General features: G+C 70.3%; 16 protein-coding genes. 11 read left to right on the forward strand and 5 right to left on the reverse strand.

What is annotated here, in order from left to right; translation table 11 throughout:
* The first annotated feature begins 6 nt into the window (after positions 1 to 6).
* The 3 genes from HLB44_RS07250 to HLB44_RS07260 are packed head-to-tail and all read left to right on the forward strand — an operon-like array spanning position 7 to position 2551.
* Positions 7 to 1032, forward strand: a complete 1026-nt coding sequence (locus HLB44_RS07250) for a COX15/CtaA family protein (RefSeq protein ID WP_173121880.1) — start codon at positions 7 to 9, stop codon at positions 1030 to 1032.
* A 17-nt stretch (positions 1033 to 1049) separates the two neighbouring features.
* Positions 1050 to 1955, forward strand: a complete 906-nt coding sequence (gene cyoE / locus HLB44_RS07255; RefSeq protein WP_173121881.1) for a heme o synthase — start codon at positions 1050 to 1052, stop codon at positions 1953 to 1955.
* Complete coding sequence (locus tag HLB44_RS07260; protein WP_173121882.1) at positions 1952 to 2551, forward strand: SCO family protein; 600 nt, start codon at positions 1952 to 1954, stop codon at positions 2549 to 2551. The genes cyoE and HLB44_RS07260 overlap by 4 nt, the downstream gene beginning before the upstream one ends.
* A 51-nt stretch (positions 2552 to 2602) precedes the next feature.
* Here HLB44_RS07260 and rpoH read toward each other — a convergent pair whose 3' ends face one another.
* The 3 genes from rpoH to ychF all read right to left on the reverse strand — a co-directional run bounded on the left by rpoH (position 2603) and on the right by ychF (position 8023).
* Entirely contained in the window at positions 2603 to 3526 is a 924-nt protein-coding gene (gene rpoH / locus HLB44_RS07265) for an RNA polymerase sigma factor RpoH (protein ID WP_173122250.1), read from the reverse strand.
* A 144-nt stretch (positions 3527 to 3670) separates the two neighbouring features.
* The gene (locus HLB44_RS07270; protein WP_246312111.1) at positions 3671 to 6853 is read right to left on the reverse strand and encodes a CHASE domain-containing protein; all 3183 of its coding nucleotides are present in this window, start codon (positions 6851 to 6853) and stop codon (positions 3671 to 3673) included.
* 75 nt (positions 6854 to 6928) lie between these two features.
* Positions 6929 to 8023 (reverse strand): redox-regulated ATPase YchF, encoded by a 1095-nt coding sequence (gene ychF, locus HLB44_RS07275; protein WP_173121884.1) that lies wholly within the window; start codon positions 8021 to 8023, stop codon positions 6929 to 6931.
* A 92-nt stretch (positions 8024 to 8115) separates the two neighbouring features.
* On the opposite strand from ychF, the gene HLB44_RS07280 reads away from it, so the two are divergent.
* The 6 genes from HLB44_RS07280 to HLB44_RS07305 are packed head-to-tail and all read left to right on the forward strand — an operon-like array spanning position 8116 to position 14230.
* On the forward strand, positions 8116 to 9222 hold the full coding sequence (locus HLB44_RS07280; RefSeq protein ID WP_173121885.1) for an FAD-dependent monooxygenase: 1107 nt from the start codon (positions 8116 to 8118) through the stop codon (positions 9220 to 9222).
* Positions 9223 to 9231: 9 nt separating this feature from the next.
* Positions 9232 to 9966 (forward strand): DsbC family protein, encoded by a 735-nt coding sequence (locus HLB44_RS07285; RefSeq protein WP_173121886.1) that lies wholly within the window; start codon positions 9232 to 9234, stop codon positions 9964 to 9966.
* A gap of 48 nt (positions 9967 to 10014) precedes the next feature.
* On the forward strand, positions 10015 to 10467 hold the full coding sequence (locus HLB44_RS07290) for a DUF3429 domain-containing protein (RefSeq protein ID WP_173121887.1): 453 nt from the start codon (positions 10015 to 10017) through the stop codon (positions 10465 to 10467).
* A 3-nt stretch (positions 10468 to 10470) separates the two neighbouring features.
* Positions 10471 to 12201: a M61 family metallopeptidase gene (locus tag HLB44_RS07295; RefSeq protein ID WP_173121888.1), complete on the forward strand. Its 1731-nt coding sequence runs from the start codon at positions 10471 to 10473 to the stop codon at positions 12199 to 12201.
* Complete coding sequence (locus HLB44_RS07300) at positions 12194 to 13399, forward strand: DUF3108 domain-containing protein (RefSeq protein WP_173121889.1); 1206 nt, start codon at positions 12194 to 12196, stop codon at positions 13397 to 13399. The genes HLB44_RS07295 and HLB44_RS07300 overlap by 8 nt, the downstream gene beginning before the upstream one ends.
* 42 nt (positions 13400 to 13441) lie before the next feature.
* Positions 13442 to 14230, forward strand: coding sequence for an enoyl-CoA hydratase (locus HLB44_RS07305; protein ID WP_173121890.1), 789 nt, complete (start codon positions 13442 to 13444; stop codon positions 14228 to 14230).
* Between the two features lie 10 nt (positions 14231 to 14240).
* On the opposite strand, the gene HLB44_RS07310 is transcribed toward HLB44_RS07305, so the two are convergent.
* Entirely contained in the window at positions 14241 to 14792 is a 552-nt protein-coding gene (locus tag HLB44_RS07310) for a pyridoxamine 5'-phosphate oxidase family protein (protein ID WP_173121891.1), read from the reverse strand.
* Entirely contained in the window at positions 14789 to 16303 is a 1515-nt protein-coding gene (gene lysS / locus HLB44_RS07315; RefSeq protein ID WP_173121892.1) for a lysine--tRNA ligase, read from the reverse strand. Before lysS ends, HLB44_RS07310 begins: the two co-directional genes overlap by 4 nt.
* On the opposite strand from lysS, the gene HLB44_RS07320 reads away from it, so the two are divergent.
* Together HLB44_RS07320 and HLB44_RS07325 are read left to right on the forward strand one after the other, a co-directional pair.
* Complete coding sequence (locus tag HLB44_RS07320) at positions 16302 to 16961, forward strand: Uma2 family endonuclease (protein ID WP_246312112.1); 660 nt, start codon at positions 16302 to 16304, stop codon at positions 16959 to 16961. The two genes, lysS and HLB44_RS07320, sit on opposite strands and share 2 nt — an antisense overlap.
* Positions 16962 to 17003: 42 nt before the next feature.
* Positions 17004 to 18065 carry a Gfo/Idh/MocA family protein gene (locus HLB44_RS07325; RefSeq protein ID WP_173121893.1) on the forward strand — a complete coding sequence of 354 codons (1062 nt, stop codon included), beginning with the start codon at positions 17004 to 17006 and terminating at the stop codon, positions 18063 to 18065.
* Positions 18066 to 18070 lie beyond the last annotated feature (5 nt).

Consider the following 18070-nt stretch of genomic DNA (forward strand, 5'->3'; position numbering starts at 1 on the left):
AATCTCATGGGCACCGCTTCGCGTCTCGCGGCCTTGACGGCGTTGACGCTGTTCCTGACCTTCGACCTGATCGTCTTCGGTGCCTTCACGCGCCTGACCGACTCCGGTCTCGGCTGCCCCGACTGGCCCGGCTGCTACGGGCAAGCCAGTCCGCTCGGTGCGCGCGCGGCGATCGCCGATGCGCAGGCGGCGATGCCCACCGGCCCGGTGACCTGGACCAAGGCCTGGATCGAGATGATCCATCGCTACCTGGCGATGGGGGTCGGCCTGCTGATCGTCATTGCCGCGGTCGGCGGCTGGTGGAAGAGGGCGACGCTGCCGCACTCGCCCTGGTGGCCGACGCTGACGCTCGCCTGGGTCATCGTGCAGGGGCTGTTCGGCAAGTACACGGTGACCTTGAAGCTGTACCCGGCGATCGTCACCTTGCACCTGATGGGCGGCCTGGTGCTGCTGCTGCTGCTGGTGCTGCAGCACGAGTCGTTCCGCGACCGTCCGCTCGCCGGTCGCCTGCCGCGCAGCGCGATCGGCGCGACGCTGGCCATCGTGCTGCTGCAGGCGGCGCTCGGCGGCTGGGTCAGCAGCAACTATGCGGTGCTCGCCTGCCGCGGCTTCCCCGAATGCAACGGCGACTGGTGGCCGCGCATGGACCTGGCGCACGGTTTCACGCTGCTGCGCGAGCTCGGTCGCGCCGGCCACGGCGGCTTCCTGCCCTTCGACGCGCTGGTCGCGATCCACATGGCGCACCGGCTGGGCGCGCTGCTGGCGACCGCGGCACTGCTCGGGCTGATCGTCGGATTGCTGCGCGACGGTGGGGTCCCCACGCGGCGCTTCGCGATCGTGCTCGGCGGCTTGCTGGCGCTGCAGCTGGCGTCGGGGCTGTCGAACGTCGTGCTCGACTGGCCGATCCTCGCCGCGCTCGGCCACAGCGCCGGCGCCGCGGCGCTGGTCGGCACGCTGGGGGCGCTGTGGGCACGCTGGTCGCCGCTGCCGCGCGGCGCCACTGCACCGAGTGCGGGCTGGCGCGCTGCCTAGAATCGGCCCCTCCTGCGATGACCCAGACCCTCGCCACCGCCGTCCGGCCCGCCTCGCGCTGGTCCCAGTACATGGCGCTCACGAAGCCCCGTGTGGTGCAGCTCATCGTCTTCTGCGCGGTGATCGGCATGCTGCTGGCCGTGCCCGGGGTTCCTGAGCTGCGCACCGCACTCGCGGCGACCGCCGGCATCTGGCTGGTGGCCAGCGCCGCCGCGGCCTTCAACTGCCTGGTCGAGCAGCGCATCGATCAGAAGATGGCGCGCACCGCGTGGCGGCCGACCGCGAAGGGCGAGCTCAGCAGCACGCAGGCGCTGGTGTTCTCGATGCTGCTCGGCAGCGCCGGCAGCGCGCTGCTGTACGTCTGGGTCAACCCGCTGACGATGTGGCTGACCTTTGCCACCTTCGTCGGCTACGCCATCGTCTACACCGTGGTCCTGAAGCCGCTGACGCCGCAGAACATCGTCATCGGCGGGGCCTCCGGCGCGATGCCGCCGGTGCTCGGCTGGGCGGCGATGCGCGGCGAGGTCGGCCCCGAGGCGCTGGTGATGTGCCTGATCATTTTCCTGTGGACGCCGCCGCACTTCTGGGCGCTCGCGCTGTACCGCGTCGAGGACTACCGCCGCTCCGGGCTGCCGATGCTGCCGGTGACGCATGGCAGCGAATTCACGCGGCTGAACGTGCTGCTGTACACGCTGGTGTTGTTCGCCGCGACGCTGCTGCCCTTCGTCATCGGCATGAGCGGCTGGCTGTACCTGGCCGCCGCGGTGATGCTCGGCGGCTGGTTCATTGCCTATGCATTCCAGCTCTGGCGCCAGTACAGCGATGCACTGGCGCGCCGCACCTTTCGCTTCTCGATCCTGCACCTGGCGCTGCTGTTCGCTGCACTGCTGGTCGACCACTACCTGATGCCATGGCTCACATGAACCCGAAACGCCGGCGCTGCCTGCAAGCCGCGCTGCTGGCCGCGACCGTCGCTGCCGTCGGCTGCGATGCCAACAAGCCGCCTTTCAAGGCGATCGACATCACCGGTGCCGACTACGCGCGCACGCTGGCCTTGAGCGACCCGAACGGCCAGCCGCGCACGCTGGCCGATTTCAAGGGCAAGGTCACCGTCGTCTTCTTCGGCTACACGCAGTGCCCCGACGTCTGCCCGACGACGATGGCCGAGCTGGCGGAGGTCAAGCGCGCGCTGGGTGCCGACGGTGCCAAGGTGCAGGGCATCTTCGTCACCATCGACCCCGAGCGCGACTCGCCCGAGCTGCTGAAGGCCTACGTCGGCAACTTCGGCCCCGATTTCGTCGGCCTGCGCGGCACGCCCGATCAGCTCAAGGCGACCGCCAAGGAGTTCAAGGTCTTCTACGCCAAGGTGCCGGGCAAGACCGAGGGCAGCTACACGATGGACCACACCGCCGGCTCCTACGTGTTCGACACGCAGGGCCGCGTGCGCCTGTTCACCCGCTACGGCAGCGGCAGCAAGGCGCTGGTCGATGACCTGAAGCTGCTGCTGGCCGAGGCCTGAAAGACAAAACGCCGACCCGCAGGTCGGCGTTGTTGCCGGGAAGGTGAACCGTCAGGCGTTCGCTTCCATCGCCTTGCGCATCTTCTTCATCGCCGCGACCTCGATCTGGCGGATGCGCTCGGCGCTGACGCCGAATTCTGCCGCCAGCTCGTGCAGCGTCTTGCCGCCGCTCGAGTCGTCGTTGACCTGCAGCCAGCGCTCCTCGACGATGCGGCGGCTGCGCGGATCGAGCGCCGCCAGCGCCTGCGTCAGGCCATCGCTCGACAGCGCATCGCGGCGGCGCGCTTCCAGCACCTGCGTCGGCTCGCCGGAGTCGTCGGCCAGGTAGGCGATCGGCGCGTAGCTCTCTTCGCTGTCGTCGGTCTGCGGCTCGAGCGCGATGTCGCCGCCGGACAGGCGGGTCTCCATCTCGATGACTTCGGCCGGCTTGACGTTCAGGTCCTGCGCGATGCGCTCGATCTCCGACGCCGACAGCGTGTTGCGGTGCGACTGCTCGTCGCTGGCGCCGCTCTTCAGGCTCTGCTTCATCGAGCGCAGGTTGAAGAACAGCTTGCGCTGCGCCTTGGTCGTCGCCAGCTTGACCATGCGCCAGTTGCGCAGGATGTATTCGTGGATCTCGGCCTTGATCCAGTGCAGCGCATAACTGACCAGCCGGACGCCTTGCTCGGGGTCGAAGCGCTTGACGGCCTTCATCAGGCCGACGTTGCCTTCCTGGATCAGGTCACCCTGGGGCAGGCCGTAACCCAGGTACTGGCGCGACACCGACACGACCAGCCGCAGGTGCGACAGCACCAGGCGCCCGGCGGCCTCCAGGTCGCCTTCGTCGCGCAGGCGGCGTGCGTACTGGCTCTCGTCCTCCTGCGACAGCATCGGCAGGCGGTTGACGGCGGTGATGTACGCATCCAGGTTGCCCAGCGAAGGCACCAGGGCCCACGGATCGCGAACGGACAAGGTGGTGTTGGCGGACAGGTTCATGGAAATATGGGACAAGCCGAAAGCTCGTTGAGTTCCCCGGAATATTAGCACTCCCCGCAGAGGAGTGCTAAACACCCAGCTTGCGCGGCTTGAAACGCCGCAAGCATCGCCACCAAACGATTTATTAGGTAGTAAACGCTAACATCACCCGAATCGGGTATCGACCTCTTCGAGCAGGCCGTCGACCAGCGCCAGGAAGCTGGCCAGGTTCAGCGGCTTTGTCAGGTAGTGCACGGCGCCGGCGGAAATCGCCTCGTTGACCCGCGACGGCGTCGCGTCGGCCGACACCACGACGATCGGGACGCCGCCGGTGTGCAGGTCGCGCTTCAGGTGGCGCAGCAGCTCCAGCCCATCGATGTCCGGCAGGTGCATGTCGAGCAGGATCAGGTCGGGCGGCTCGGCGCGGATCGCCGCCAGGCCGTCGAGTCCGGTCATCGAGACGCGCATCGACACCTGCGGGCGCTGCGCCAGGATGCCGCGCATGACCTCGGCATTGGTCTCGTTGTCCTCGACGTAGTGCACGCGGCGCTGGCGGTAGGGCGCGGCCAGCGCGTCGAGCTCGTCCTCACCGGTGTCGTCGGGCACGTCCAGCGCCGCCGACGGCAGGCTCAGCACGAAGGTCGATCCCATCCCGGGCCGGCTGTGCGCCTGCAGGCTGCCGCCCATCAGCTCGGCGAGCCGCCGGCTGATGACCAGGCCGATGCCGGTGCCTTCGATGTTGCTGTGCTCGCGGCCGAGCCGGTTGAAGGGCTGGAACAGCTCGGCCACCTGGGTCTCGCTCAGGCCCTGGCCGGTGTCGCTGACGCGGATCTCGGTCTGCCCGCCGGCGCCCGGGCCGGTGTCGATCTCGACGCGGCCGCGCTCGACGTTGTACTTGATGGCGTTCGACAGCAGGTTCGTCAGCACCTGCTTCAGCCGCGTCGGGTCGGCCTGCACGGTGCGCGCGGCCGGGTCGACATGCTCGCGCAGCACGATGCCGCGGCGCCCGGCCGAGGGTTCGACCATCGCGACGCACAGCCGCAACAACGGCGCCAGGTCGACCGCGGTCGCCTCCAGCCGCAGCGTGCCGGCCTCGATGCGCGACAGGTCCAGCGTGTCGTTGATCATGTCCAGCAGGTGCCAGCCGGCATGCTGGATCTGCGTCGTCCACTCGGTCTGGTGCGCCGACAGCGGCGGCTGGCGGTCCAGCTCGAGCAGCTGCGCGAAGCCGAGCATCGCGTTCAGCGGCGTGCGCAGCTCGTGGCTCATGCGCGACAGGAACTCGCTCTTCGCCTGGTTGGCCGATTCGGCAAGCTGGCGCCGGCGTTCGGCGTCCTGCAACTGCAGCCGTTCGGTGATGTCCTCGACCACCGCCACCAGGCGCTGCGGCTGGCCGGTGCCGTCGCGCAGCACGCTCAGCGTCATCTGCACCCACAGCAGCAGGCCGTCGCGGTGCAGCAGGCGCTTGCGGCGGGTCGGCGAGCCGGCGTCGCTGCGGGCGTCGCCGCGGATCAGGTTGACCAGCAGCTCGGCGTCCTCGGCGCGGTCCTCGGGGTGCGTGAACTCGGCCAGCGTGCGGCCGGTCAGCGCATCGGCCTTGTAGCCGAGCATGTCGCGGAACTTCGGATTGGCCTCGCGCACGCGGCCAGCCAGGTCGGCGTAGACGATGCCGATCGGCGCGTGGTCGAGGATGTTGCGCAGGCGCTGCTCGCTTTCGCGCAGCGCCTGGTCGCTGCGGGCGCGTTCGGCCATCTCGCGCTGCAGCTCGGCGGTGCGCTGCGTCACCGCATGCTCGATGCGCCGGGTGCGGCCGGTGACGGTCAGCAGCAGGGCCGCGAGCATCGCCGTCGACAGCAGGCCGACGGTCGAGAACAACCACGCCGACAGCGGCCCGGCCTCGGCGAAATCACCGGCCGCGGCCGACAGCCGCAGCTGCCAGCGCCGGCCGCCGATCGCCAGGTCGCGGCTCGACGAGAACGGCGCGGCGGCGGCCGCTTCGCAGCCGCTCGGGCCGGACAGCCGCACGCGTGGCGCGGCCGGATCGGCGTCGATCAGGCACCAGCGCAGGGTGCCTGGCTGCTCGCGCATCGCCGCAGCGATCGACTGGTCCATGCGCAGCGTCACGAAGACCACGCCGCGCAGCGCCGCGCTGCGCTCGCTCGGCGCCGGCTCGCCGCGGTAGAGCGCGCGGTACAGCACGACACCGGTCTGGTCGCCGATCTCCTGCGTCAAGCGGAAGCCGGCCGAGGCGGCGGGCTCGTCGTTGACCACCGCGCGGTTGACCGCCTCGCGCACCGCGGGAATCGACAGCGTGTTGACGCCGAAGGCGCCGGCATTGCGCTCGAACGGCTCGACGAAACGGATCACCAGCGCGTGTGCATCCTGCGCCGAGATCGGCTCGCCGCCGCGCTCGCGGCGCTCGAAGATGCGGATCGGCCGGCCGTCCTGCGCGGCCACCTGCTGCTCGAAGCGCGCGAAGTCGCCGCGCGCGACATGCTGGCTGAAGCCGATCGCCTGCAGGCGCACCGGCAGCTTCAACCACGGCTCGGCGGCGCGCTGCATCTCGTCGCGCGAGACGTCGCCGGAAGCGATGAACAGCCCGTGAATCGCCTCCAGCGCAAACAGGGCGTGCTGCAGCTGGTTCACCGCTGACTCGGCCGCCGCGGCCGCGGCGCGCTCGAACGCCGTGCGGTTGCGCAGCTCTTCGAGGCGGGCGACCTGCGCCGTCGCCAGCGCCAGCAGGCCGGTCGCCGCCAGCAGCGGCAGCGCCAGCGCCACGCGGCGCGGCGCCCAGTCGCTGCGCGGCTGGCCGATCAGCGTCAGCGCGATCGGCGCGCCGATCAGCACGCCCAGCGCATCACCCGCCCACCACGTCCACCAGGTGTAGGCGCGGGCCTCGGAGGGCACCACGCCGGCCAGGCTGAGCGCGAGGGTGGCGATGCTCGCGTTCGCCAGGCAGGCCACCAGCGCGCCGAACAGGCAGAAGGTCAGCACGTCGCGCGGATCGGCCAGCGCACGCGAGCGCACGCGGCTGCGCACCAGCCAGTCGCCGAGCGCCGCCTGCGCGCCCGCGCCGAGTGCGATCACCGTCGCCAGGCCGAGCGCGGTGCTCGTCGGCAGGCTGCGCGGCGCCGCCAGCAGCGCGTTGACGATGAAGGAGCCGAGCACGACGCCGGGCAGCGCGCGCCGTCCGTAGACCAGCACCGCGGCCAGCGCGATGCCGGCGGAGGGGTAGATCGGGGCCGCATACCCCGGCGGAATCGCCAGCAGCAGCGCCAGCTGCCCGGCCGCGGCGTAGGCGACCGCCGTCAGCACGGCGGGCAGCAAGACCCCGAGCAGCGCAGTCATCGACATCGCTTGTCGGGCGCCGTCGGAACGCGCCCCCTCGCGAGGGAGACTACCACCACCCGTGGACGCGCCGGGTTAGACGTTGAAGAGGAAGTTCATCACGTCGCCGTCCTTGACGACGTATTCCTTGCCCTCGGCGCGCATGCGGCCGGCGTCCTTCGCGCCCTGCTCGCCGCCATGGCCGATGAAGTCGTCGTAGGCGATCGTCTGCGCGCGGATGAAGCCGCGCTCGAAGTCGGTGTGGATCACGCCGGCGGCCTGCGGTGCGGTGTCGCCGACGTGGATCGTCCAGGCGCGCACCTCCTTGACCCCGGCGGTGAAGTAGGTCTGCAGGCCGAGCAGCTTGAAGGCCGCGCGGATCAGCCGGTTCAGCCCCGGCTCGTCCTGGCCCATCTCGGCCAGGAACATCGTCTTGTCCTCGTCGGCCATGTCGGCCAGCTCGGCCTCGGTCTTGGCGCAGATCGCCACCACCGGTGCGTTCTGCTTCTCGGCGTACTCGCGCAGGCGGTCGAGGAAGGGGTTGTTCTCGAAACCGTCCTCGGCGACGTTGCCGACGAACATCGCCGGCTTCGCGGTGATCAGGCACAGCGGCTTGAGCACCACCTGCTCTTCCTTGCTGAACGCGATGCTGCGCACCGGCTGGGCCTGGTCGAGCGCGATCTGGCACTTCTTCAGCACGTCGACGATGCGCTGCGCTTCCTTGTCGCCGCCGGCCTTGGCCACCTTGGTGTAGCGCACCAGGCCCTTCTCGACGGTGCTCAGGTCGGCCAGGCACAGCTCGGTCTGGATCACCTCGATGTCGGAGACCGGGTCGACCTTGCCGGCGACGTGGATCACGTTCTCGTCCTCGAAGCAGCGCACCACGTTGACGATCGCGTCGGTCTCGCGGATGTGCGACAGGAACTGGTTGCCCAGGCCCTCGCCCTTGCTCGCGCCGGCAACCAGGCCGGCGATGTCGACGAACTCGACGATCGCCGGCACGACGCGCTCGGGCTTGACGATCTCGGCCAGCGCCGTCAGCCGCGGGTCGGGCAGCTCGACCACGCCGACGTTGGGCTCGATGGTGCAGAACGGGTAGTTCTCGGCGGCAATGCCGGCCTTGGTCAGCGCGTTGAAGAGGGTGGACTTGCCGACGTTGGGCAGGCCCACGATGCCGCATTGCAGGCTCATGGAGGGCTTTCGGGGCTGGCTCGGGTGCGGCCAAAAGCGGGCAATTTTAGGCGTCGCCGGGCGCTGCGCGGCCGCTTCCTACAATCCGCCGGATGGATTCCGTCGACGTCAGCATCCGCGGCAGCGGCCCGGTGGCCTTCAGCCTCGGCCTGGCGCTGGCGCGCCAGGGCCTGCGCGTCGCGCTGCCGCAGGTGCCGCCGCTGGCCGCGGCCGGCGACCTGCGCGCCTACGCACTCAACGCCGCGGCGCGCGCGCTGCTGTCGTCGCTGCGCGTCTGGGACGCGCTGCCGGCGGACGCGGTGACGCCGGTCTACGACATGCACGTCGAGGGGGACGGCGCCGGCGGCGCGCTCGATTTCTCGTCCTGGCAGCAAGGCGTCGAGGCCCTGGCCTGGATCGTCGACGCCGCCGAGCTGGAACGCGCGCTGCACACCGCGGCCCGCTTCGCACCGCACCTGGCGCTGGACAGCGGCGAGGTGCGGGCGACCCTGACGGTGCTGGCCGAGGGCAAGGATTCGGCAGCGCGCGAGGCGCTCGGCGTGGCCTTCGAGCGCCATGCCTACGGCCAGATCGCCGTCGCCGCACGGTTGCGCGCCGACCGGCCGCATGGCGGCGTCGCGCGCCAGTGGTTTCGATCGCCGGACGTGCTGGCGCTGCTGCCGCTGGACCGGCCGCAGCGCGAGTCGAGTTACGCGCTGGTCTGGTCGCTGCCCGCCGAGCGGGCGCGTGCGCTGCTCGACGCCGACGATGCGGCCTTCGAACAGGCGCTGGCCGAGGCCAGCGGCGGCGCGGCCGGAACGCTGCAGCTGGCCGGCGCGCGCGCCGGCTGGCCGCTGGCGATCGCCCGTGCCGAACGGCTGTGCGGTCCCGGTTGGGTGCTGGTCGGCGATGCGGCGCATGTGGTGCATCCGCTGGCCGGCCAGGGCTTGAACCTCGGCCTCGGTGACGTCGCGGCGCTGGCACGCGTGCTCGCCGAGCGCGAGCCCTGGCGCAGCCTCGGCGACGAGGTGCTGCTGCGGCGCTATGCACGCGAGCGTGCCTTGCCGACGCGGGCGATGGCGCAGCTGACCGACGGCCTGCTGCACCTGTTTGCGCAGCCGCAGCCCCTGGTGCGGGAACTTCGCAACCGGGGCATGACTCTGCTCAATCACTTCGCACCGCTGAAGCGGCTGCTCACCAGTCGGGCGCTGGACGCCTGAAGGATCCCGATGAAGAACCCCCAGACGATGCGGCGCGCCGCCGCCTTCGCCGCCGCCACGCTGATCGCCGGCACCGCGGCGGCCGACGAGGCCGCGATCCGCAAGGCGCTCGCTGAACGCCTGCCGAACATGCCGAAGATCGACGAGGTCAGCAAGTCGCCGATCCCCGGGCTCTACGAAGTGCGCATGGGCACCGAGATCGTCTACGCCGATGAGAACGGCCAGTACGTGATCCAGGGTGCGCTGATCGACACCAAGACGCGCACCGACCTGACGCAGGCGCGCATCGACAAGCTCACCGCCTTCGACTTCGGCGCACTGCCGCTGAAGGATGCGGTGCTCGTCAAGCAGGGCAGCGGCGCGCGCAAGCTGGTGATCTTCGCCGATCCGAACTGCGGCTACTGCAAGCGCATCGAGCGTGACCTGCTGACCTTGAAGGACGTCTCGATCTACACCTACCTGTACCCGATCCTCGGACCGGATTCGAGCACCAAGTCGCGCGACATCTGGTGTGCGAAGGACAACGCCAAGGCCTGGCGCGCGTGGATGCTGGACAACGTCGCGCCGCCGAAGGCCGCCGCGGACTGCGACGTCGCAGCGCTCGACCGCAACGTGAAGCTGGGCCAGAAGCACCGCGTCACCGGCACGCCGGCAGTGGTTTTCGAGGATGGCAGCCGCGCGCCCGGCGCGGTGCCGGCAGCGCAGATCGAATCGCGCATCCAGGCGGCGGCCAAGAAGGGCTGATCGTCCGGGCGGCCCACGGCGGCCGGCGCCGGCCACAATGCGCGCACCATGTCCGCCGCCTTGACCGCCGCCTCGCCGCCTGCCTTGTCGCCCGTCGCGCTGCGGCTCGGTCACTTCGGGCTGCTGCCCTTCGTGCTCGGCGCGGCGCTGATCTGGCTGGTGCATCCGCCCGCGCTGCCCTACGTCGCGCAGGGGCTGTCGTCGTATGCCGCGCTGGTGCTCGCGCTGCTGGGCGGCGTGCACTGGGGCATCGGTTTCGCGCAGACCGCGCCGCCGCCCTCGCTGTTCGCCTGGGGCAGCGTGCCGGCGCCGCTGGCCTGGGTCGCGGTGATGATGCCGGCGCGCTCGGGTCTCGTGCTTGCCGGCGTGCTGCTGGTGGCCTGCTACCTGATCGACCGCAAGGTCTACGCGCGCCACGGCCTCGGCCGCTGGCTGACGCTGCGCTTCCGCCTGTCGGCGGTCGCCGCCCTCAGTTGTTTCCTCGGTGCCGCCGGCGCCTGAACCATGATCAGCTACCGCATCGACGTCGACGATCCGCACCTGCATCTCTACCGCGTCACGCTGACCGTCGCGCAGCCGGCGGCCGAGCAGCGGCTTTCGCTGCCGGTGTGGATCCCGGGCAGCTACATGGTGCGTGAATTCGGCCGTCATCTGTCCCGCCTCGAGGCCCGGCAGGGGCGGCGCGCGCTGGCGCTGGAACAGCTCGACAAGACCACCTGGCTGGCACGCTGCAGCGGCCGCGCGGCGCTGACGGTGAGCTACCGCGTCTACGCGTTCGACACGTCCGTGCGCACCGCCTTCCTCGATGCGCGGCGCGGCTTCTTCAACGGCACCAGCGTGTGCCTGCGCGCCGAAGGCTGCGAGCAGCAGCCGCACCGGCTGCAGCTCGGCAAGCTGCCGGCGGGCTGGGATGTGGCAACCGCGCTGCGTGCGCTCGGCCCGCGCAGCTACGAGGCCGACGGCTACGACGAGCTGGTCGACCACCCGGTCGAGCTGGGCACGTTCTGGCGCGGTCGCTTCGAGGCCTGCGGCGTGCCGCATGAATTCGTCGTCGCCGGCGCCTGGCCGGGCTTCGACGGCGAGCGGCTGCTGGCCGATACGCAGCGCATCTGCGAGCAGCAGATCCGCTTCTGGCATCCCGGCAAGAACCCCAAGCCGCCGTTCGATCGCTACGTCTTCATGCTCAATGCCGTCGAGGACGGCTACGGCGGCCTCGAGCACCGCGCCAGCACCGCGCTGATCTGCAACCGGCGCGACCTGCCGCGCCAGCGCATGGAAGGCCTGCCCGACGGCTACGTCACCTTGCTCGGGCTGATCAGCCACGAGTACTTCCACACCTGGAACGTCAAGCGGCTCAAGCCCGCTGAATTCGAGCGTTATGACTACACGCGCGAGAACTACACGCGGCTGCTGTGGTTCTTCGAAGGCTTCACCTCGTACTACGACGACCTGCTGCTGTTGCGCGCCGGGCTGATCGATGGCGCGCGCTACCTGAAGCTGCTGGCCAAGGCGGCGAACGCCGTCGCCGGCACGCCGGGGCGGCAGGTGCAGAGCGTCGCCGACGCGAGCTTCGACGCCTGGGTCAAGTACTACCGCGGCGACGAGAACACGCCGAACGCGACGATCAGCTACTACGTCAAGGGCTCGCTGATCGGCCTGGCGCTCGACCTGCGATTGCGCGAGCTCGGCGGCTCGCTCGACGGCGTGATGCGCCGGCTGTGGAAGGGCTCGGAGGGCGGTCCGATCGCCGAGGCCGACATCGCCGCGGCGCTGCAGGCCGAAAGCGGGCGCAGCTTCGAGCCCGAGCTCGCCGCGTGGGTGCACGGCACCGAGGATCTGCCGTTGGCCGAGCTGCTGCCGACGGTGGGCATCACGCTGCGCAACGAACGCGCCGGCTTCGCGCCGTCGCTCGGCTTGAGGCTGTCCGAAGGGCCGGTGACCGGCGTGATCGTCAAGTCGGTGCTGGCCGGCAGCGCAGCGGCCGCGGCGGGCCTGTCGGCCGGCGACGAGCTGCTCGCCGCGGACGGCTGGCGCATCCGGCGTCTCGACGATGCGCTGAACTGGATCGACCGCACGCGGCCCTTCGAGCTGCTGCTGGTGCGCGACCAGCGGTTGCAGACGCTGCGGATCACCCCGCCGCCCACCGCCGCGTTGACCGACACCCACGCCTGGCAGCTCGACGACAAGCCGTCGCGCGCGGTGCTGGCGCGGCGCCGCAGCTGGTTCGATGGCTGACATCCCGCGCGTCGGCACGCCCGGGCATCCGCTGCTCGGCCGCCGCGCGGGCTGGGGGCTGCTGGCGGTCGTGACGCTGCTGCACTTGCTGGCGGCCGACGAGCTGGTCAGCGATCGATTCGGCGACGGCGATGCGTCGCGCGCGATGGCGCGCATCGAGGTGGCCTTCGTGCGCGAGCTGGCGCAGGCGGCACCGCCCGAGGTCGCGCCGCCGGTGCGGGCGAAGCCGGCCGAGCGGGCGCTGCCGCCGGTGGCCGAACGCCCGCAGGCACCGGCGTCCGCGCCGGCCGCGGTCGTGCCCGAGCCGCTGCCCGCGAGCGCGGTGCCCGAACCGGCGCCCGCAAGCGCGGTGGCGGCGGCTTCGGAGCCGGCACCCGAGGCCGCACCACCGCCCACCGAGCCGCCACGCAGCGTCGCCAGCGCGGACCCACCGCCCTCCGTGGCGGCCTCGGAGCCGGCAGTGGCGGCTGCCGTGGCCGCGGCGCCCAGCGCTGCCAGCACAGCGGCGGCCAATACCGCGGCGTTCGACTGGCCGCCGTCGACCCGCCTGAGCTACACCGTCGACGGCTACTTCCGCGGTCCGTTGCCGGGCGAGGCGCAGGTCGAATGGCTGCGTTCCGGCTCGCGCTACCAGGTGCACCTGAAGGTCTCCGTCGGTGGCGGGGCGATGAAGCGCCGTGCCTCCAGCGAAGGCGAGTTGACCGAGCGCGGCCTGCAGCCGCGGCGCTTCGAAGGCGAGCAGGGTGGACTGTTCGGGCGCGGCCGGCGCTGGAGCCAGCAGTTCGGCGCCGAGCGCATCGCGCTGCACGACGGCAGCGAGATCGACACGCTGCCCGGCGTGCAGGACGAGGCCAGCCAGTTCGTGCAGCTGACCTGGCTCTTCACGACGCAGCCGCAGCTGCTGCAGGTTGGCCGCTCGATCGAGATCCCGCTGATGATCAATCGCCGGCTCGACCGCTGGATCTACGACATCAAGGAGCAGCAGACGCTGCACCTGCCCTTCGGCGACGTGCCGGCCTACTACATCAAGCCGCGCCGCGACGCGCGCCCGGGCACGATGGTCGCCGAGGTGTGGATCGCGCCGACGCTGCAGTACCTGCCGGCGCGCATCCTGATCCGGCAGGACGAATCGACCTATGCCGACATGACGCTCGACCGCGCGCCCTTGCAGGCCGGCGGCGAGCCGGTGCGGCGCTGAGCGCTCGGGATTTCAGCGCCCGGTCTTGCGGTAGATTGCGCCATGGACACCCAATACATCCTGATCGACACGCGCGGCGACGGCCCGCGCCGCACCGGCCTGATCACGCTGAACCGGCCCAAGCAGCTCAATGCGCTGAACGATGGCCTGATGGACGAGCTCGGCGCGGCGCTGAAGGCCTTCGATGCCGACGAGGCCATCGGCTGCATCGTCATCACCGGCAGCGAGAAGGCTTTCGCCGCCGGCGCCGACATCGGCGCGATGGCGCAGTTCAACTACATGGACGCGTACAAGGGCGACTACATCACCCGCAACTGGGAGCAGATCCGCGGCGTGCGCAAGCCGGTGATCGCCGCGGTCGCGGGCTTCGCGCTCGGCGGCGGCTGCGAGCTGGCGATGATGTGCGACATCCTCATCGCCGCCGACAGCGCGAAGTTCGGCCAGCCCGAGATCAAGCTCGGCGTGATCCCCGGTGCCGGCGGCACGCAGCGGCTGCCGCGGGCGGTCGGCAAAGCCAAGGCGATGGACCTGGTGCTGACGGCGCGCATGATGGACGCGGCCGAGGCCGAGCGCGCGGGGCTGGTGTCCCGAGTGGTGCCGGCGGATCGGCTGCTCGACGAGGCGCTGGCCGCCGCCGAGGCGATCAATGCCTTGAGCGGACCGAGCGTGATGATGGCCAAGGACTGCGTCAATCGCGCTTTCGAGTCGAGCCTGAGCGATGGCGTCAGCTACGAACGGCGGCTCTTTCACGCGCTGTTCGCCACCGAGGACCAGAAGGAAGGCATGGACGCCTTCGTCAACAAGCGCAAGCCGGCGTTCAAGCACCGCTGAAGGCGGTTGGTCAGGGGGCAACCCAGCGCGCGCCCTCGGCGTCGATCAGCGCGCGGCGATGCAGCCCGTCATCGTGCAGCTCGAGCCAGTCCAGCCGTTCGACGCGGGCAGTCACCAGCGCGAAGTGGCCCTCGTGTGTGGGCTCCGGCAGCGGCGCTTGCAGCGCCTGGCCCGGCGCCAGCGGCGACAGGTAGTCCAGCGCCGCAGGTGTGGCTTTCAGCTGCTGCCAGCGCGCCGCGACCTCCGCTCCGTCGACAGCGATGTAAAAGCGGCAGCGCAGCCGCAGCTGCCAGCGCAGCGCGCGCGACCACAGCAGCAGCGTGCCCAGCGGATGCGCCGCGAGTTGCGCCACCTTGGGCGAGCGCGCGTCGGTGTAGAAGATCAGCGAGCGCTCGGCCGGCCGGGACTCGCGGAGCACGACGTGGCGCAGGTCCGCAGCGTCGCCGTCGACGGTGGCCAGCGCCATCAGGCGCCAGGCATGGCCGGGCTCGGTCGCCGCACGTTCCAGCTCAGCCCAGCACGCCGCGTCGATCTCTTGCAGCGTGCGGGGGCTGGTGCTCACGCTTCGCGACGCAGCGCCGGAAACAAGATCACATCCCGAATGCTCGGACTGTCGGTCAGCAGCATCACCAGCCGGTCGAGGCCGACGCCGCAGCCACCGGTCGGCGGCATGCCGTACTCGAGCGCGCGGATGAAGTCGGCGTCGTAGAACATCGCCTCCTCGTCGCCGGCTTCCTTGTTCGCCACCTGGGCGCGGAAGCGCGCCGCCTGGTCCTCGGCATCGTTGAGCTCGGAGAAGCCGTTGGCGTACTCGCGGCCGGTGATGAAGAGCTCGAAGCGTTCGGTGACCTTCGGGTTGCTGTCCGACGCGCGCGCCAGCGGCGACACCTCGACGGGATAGTCGACGATGAAGGTCGGCTGCCAGAGCTTCTCCTCGACCACCGCCTCGAACAGGCCGAACTGCAGCTCGGCCAGGCCCCAGTGCGCGGGCACGTCCTCGCCGGCGGCGCGGATCTTCGTGCTCAGCACCTCGACATCGGTCGACTCGGCGTCGCTCAAGCCGGCATGCACGACCAGCGATTCGCGCACCGACAGCCGCGTGAACGGCTTGTCCAGCTCGACCGGCTTGCCGGCGTAGGTCAGGCTCGCCGAGCCGGTGGCGATCCGGGCGGCGTGGCGCAGCAGCGCCTCGGTGAAGTCCATCAGGTCGTGGTAGTTCCAGTACGCCGCGTAGAACTCCATCATCGTGAATTCGGGGTTGTGCCGAACCGAGATGCCTTCGTTGCGGAAGCTGCGGTTGATCTCGAACACGCGCTCGAAGCCGCCGACGATCAGCCGCTTCAGGTACAGCTCCGGCGCGATGCGCAGGAACATCTCCTGGTCGAGCGCGTTGTGGTGCGTCTTGAACGGCTTGGCGTTCGCGCCGCCGGGGATCGGATGCAGCATCGGCGTCTCGACCTCGAGGAAGCCGTGCTCGACCATGAAGCTGCGGATCGAGCTGACCGCCTTGCTGCGCGCAACGAAACGCGCGCGCGCCGACTCGTCGGTGATCAGGTCGGCGTAACGCTGGCGGTACTTCATCTCCTGGTCGGCCATGCCGTGGAACTTGTCCGGCAGGGGCCGCAGGCTCTTCGTCAGCAGGCGCAGCGTCGTGACCTGCACCGTCAGCTCGCCGGTGCGCGTCTTGAACAGCGTGCCCTCGGCGCCGACGATGTCGCCCAGGTCGTAGTGCTTGAAGGCCTCGTACGCCTCGTCGCCGAGCGCGTCCTTGGTGACCCGAAGCTGGATCCGGCCCTGCGTCTTGCCGACGCTGCCGTCCTGCAAGGTCGCGAAGCTGGCCTTGCCCATCAGGCGCTTGAGCATCATGCGGCCGGCAATTGCGACCTGCACGCCCTGCGGCTCGAGCTCTTCGTTCTCCAGCTCGCCGTACTTCTGCTGCAGCTCGGCGGCATGGTGCCGGGGCTTGAAGTCGTTCGGGAAGGCGACGCCACGCTGGCGGATCGCCGCCAGTTTCTCGCGACGCTCGGCGATCAGCTTGTTGTCGTCGTCGGGGGGCAGGGCGTCGTGGGTCATGGCGCAGCGGGGGCGTCTTGGGGAAACCGCGGATTGTAGGCAGGGCCACTCGGGCGGCTCGGGTTCGGTCAGAATCGCCGTTCAGGAGGTATTCGCCATGGGCGTTGCGCTGCAGAAGCTGTCGTTGGCCGACTTCCTGGCGTGGGAAAACGCGCAGGTCGAGAAGCACGAGTACTACCGCGGCGAGGTGTTCGCCATGGTGGGTGGGCGGCGCAGTCACGGCCGAGTCATGTTGAACCTTGCCCGTCAGCTGATGAATCGCCTGGACGGATCGCCGTGCCAGGTCTTCGCGGACTCGATGAAGGTGCAGGTCGGGGACGATGCCATCCTGTATCCGGACATCTTCGTCACCTGCGACAAGGCCGACCTCGCCACCGACCAGATCTTTCGCGCGCCGACGCTGGTCATCGAAGTGCTGTCGCCGAGCACGCAGGCGTGCGACCGCAGCCAGAAGTTCGCGCTCTACCGCCGCATCGCAACGCTGCAGGAGTACGTGCTGGTCGATCCGGAAACGCGCCGCATCGAAGCCTTTCGCCGCACCGCGGACAACCAATGGCTCTTCGTTGACATGAGCGGCGACGAGGCGATGGTCGCGGCGAGCATCGACTGCAGCGTACCGCTCGCCGAGGTCTTCGCCGGCGTCGACCCGGCCGAATGAGGGCGGACGCTGGCGGATAATCCGCGGCTCGCCGCGCCGCCCATGCACCCGCCTCCGCTTCCCGTCACCGACCGCAAAGTCCGCTTCGCGCTGGCCGGCTGCGGCCGCATCGCGGCCAACCACATCGCGGCGATCGAGCGGCATGCCGAGCGGGCCGAGCTGGTCGCCGTCTGCGACACCGACGGTGCCGCGCTGGCCACCGCCGCCCAGCGCAGCGGCGCCAAGCCGTTCAGCAGCTACGCCGCGATGCTCGCCGGCAGCGACGCCGATTGCGTCGTGCTGACGACCCCCAGCGGCCTGCATCCGCAGCAGACGATCGACGCGGCCGCCGCGCGCCGCCACGTGATGACCGAGAAGCCGATGGCCACGCGCTGGGCCGACGGGCTGGCGATGGTCAAGGCCTGCGACGACGCCGGCGTGCGCCTCTTCGTCGTCAAGCAGAACCGCCGCAACCGCACGCTGCAGCTGCTGCGCGAGGCGCTGCAGCTGGGCCGCTTCGGCCGCGTCTACATGGTTACCGTCAACGTGTTCTGGTCGCGGCCGCAGAGTTACTACGACTCGGCCGCGTGGCGCGGCACCTGGGAATTCGACGGCGGCGCGTTCATGAACCAGGCCAGCCACTACATCGACCTGCTCGACTGGCTGATCGGCCCGGTCGAGAGCGTGATGGCCTACACCGGCACGCTGGCGCGCAACATCGAGGTCGAGGACACCGGCGTCGCGGCGCTGAAGTGGCGCAACGGCGCGATGGGCTCGGTCAACGTGACGATGCTCGCGCATCCGAAGAATTTCGAAGGCTCGATCACCGTGCTCGGCGAGAAGGGCACCGTGCGCATCGGCGGCGTCGCGGTCAACAAGATCGAGCACTGGGAGTTCGCCGACGCGCATCCGATGGATGCGCAGCTCGACGAGGCGAGCTACCAGACCAGCTCGGTCTACGGCTTCGGCCACCCGCTGTACTACGACAACGTGATCGGCACGCTGCAAGGTGCCTGCGAGCCCGAGACCGACGGCCGCGAAGGGCTGAAGTCGCTCGAGCTGCTGATCGCGATGTACCGCTCCGCGCGCGACGGCAAGCGCATCAACCTGCCCCTCGAATACTGACCTGA

This window comes from Pseudaquabacterium terrae, from assembly GCF_013266755.1.
Classification (GTDB): domain Bacteria; phylum Pseudomonadota; class Gammaproteobacteria; order Burkholderiales; family Burkholderiaceae_C; genus Pseudaquabacterium; species Pseudaquabacterium terrae.

Excerpts from the sequence above, each read along its gene's own strand:
- HLB44_RS07250 (WP_173121880.1), top strand. The coding sequence starts at position 7 with ATGGGCACCGCTTCGCGTCTCGCGGCCTTGACGGCGTTGACGCTGTTC.
- cyoE (WP_173121881.1), top strand. The coding sequence starts at position 1,050 with ATGACCCAGACCCTCGCCACCGCCGTCCGGCCCGCCTCGCGCTGGTCC.
- HLB44_RS07260 (WP_173121882.1), top strand. The coding sequence starts at position 1,952 with ATGAACCCGAAACGCCGGCGCTGCCTGCAAGCCGCGCTGCTGGCCGCG.
- rpoH (WP_173122250.1), bottom strand. The coding sequence starts at position 3,526 with ATGAACCTGTCCGCCAACACCACCTTGTCCGTTCGCGATCCGTGGGCC.
- HLB44_RS07270 (WP_246312111.1), bottom strand. The coding sequence starts at position 6,853 with ATGACTGCGCTGCTCGGGGTCTTGCTGCCCGCCGTGCTGACGGCGGTC.
- ychF (WP_173121884.1), bottom strand. The coding sequence starts at position 8,023 with ATGAGCCTGCAATGCGGCATCGTGGGCCTGCCCAACGTCGGCAAGTCC.
- HLB44_RS07280 (WP_173121885.1), top strand. The coding sequence starts at position 8,116 with ATGGATTCCGTCGACGTCAGCATCCGCGGCAGCGGCCCGGTGGCCTTC.
- HLB44_RS07285 (WP_173121886.1), top strand. The coding sequence starts at position 9,232 with ATGAAGAACCCCCAGACGATGCGGCGCGCCGCCGCCTTCGCCGCCGCC.
- HLB44_RS07290 (WP_173121887.1), top strand. The coding sequence starts at position 10,015 with ATGTCCGCCGCCTTGACCGCCGCCTCGCCGCCTGCCTTGTCGCCCGTC.
- HLB44_RS07295 (WP_173121888.1), top strand. The coding sequence starts at position 10,471 with ATGATCAGCTACCGCATCGACGTCGACGATCCGCACCTGCATCTCTAC.
- HLB44_RS07300 (WP_173121889.1), top strand. The coding sequence starts at position 12,194 with ATGGCTGACATCCCGCGCGTCGGCACGCCCGGGCATCCGCTGCTCGGC.
- HLB44_RS07305 (WP_173121890.1), top strand. The coding sequence starts at position 13,442 with ATGGACACCCAATACATCCTGATCGACACGCGCGGCGACGGCCCGCGC.
- HLB44_RS07320 (WP_246312112.1), top strand. The coding sequence starts at position 16,302 with ATGGCGCAGCGGGGGCGTCTTGGGGAAACCGCGGATTGTAGGCAGGGC.
- lysS (WP_173121892.1), bottom strand. The coding sequence starts at position 16,303 with ATGACCCACGACGCCCTGCCCCCCGACGACGACAACAAGCTGATCGCC.
- HLB44_RS07325 (WP_173121893.1), top strand. The coding sequence starts at position 17,004 with ATGCACCCGCCTCCGCTTCCCGTCACCGACCGCAAAGTCCGCTTCGCG.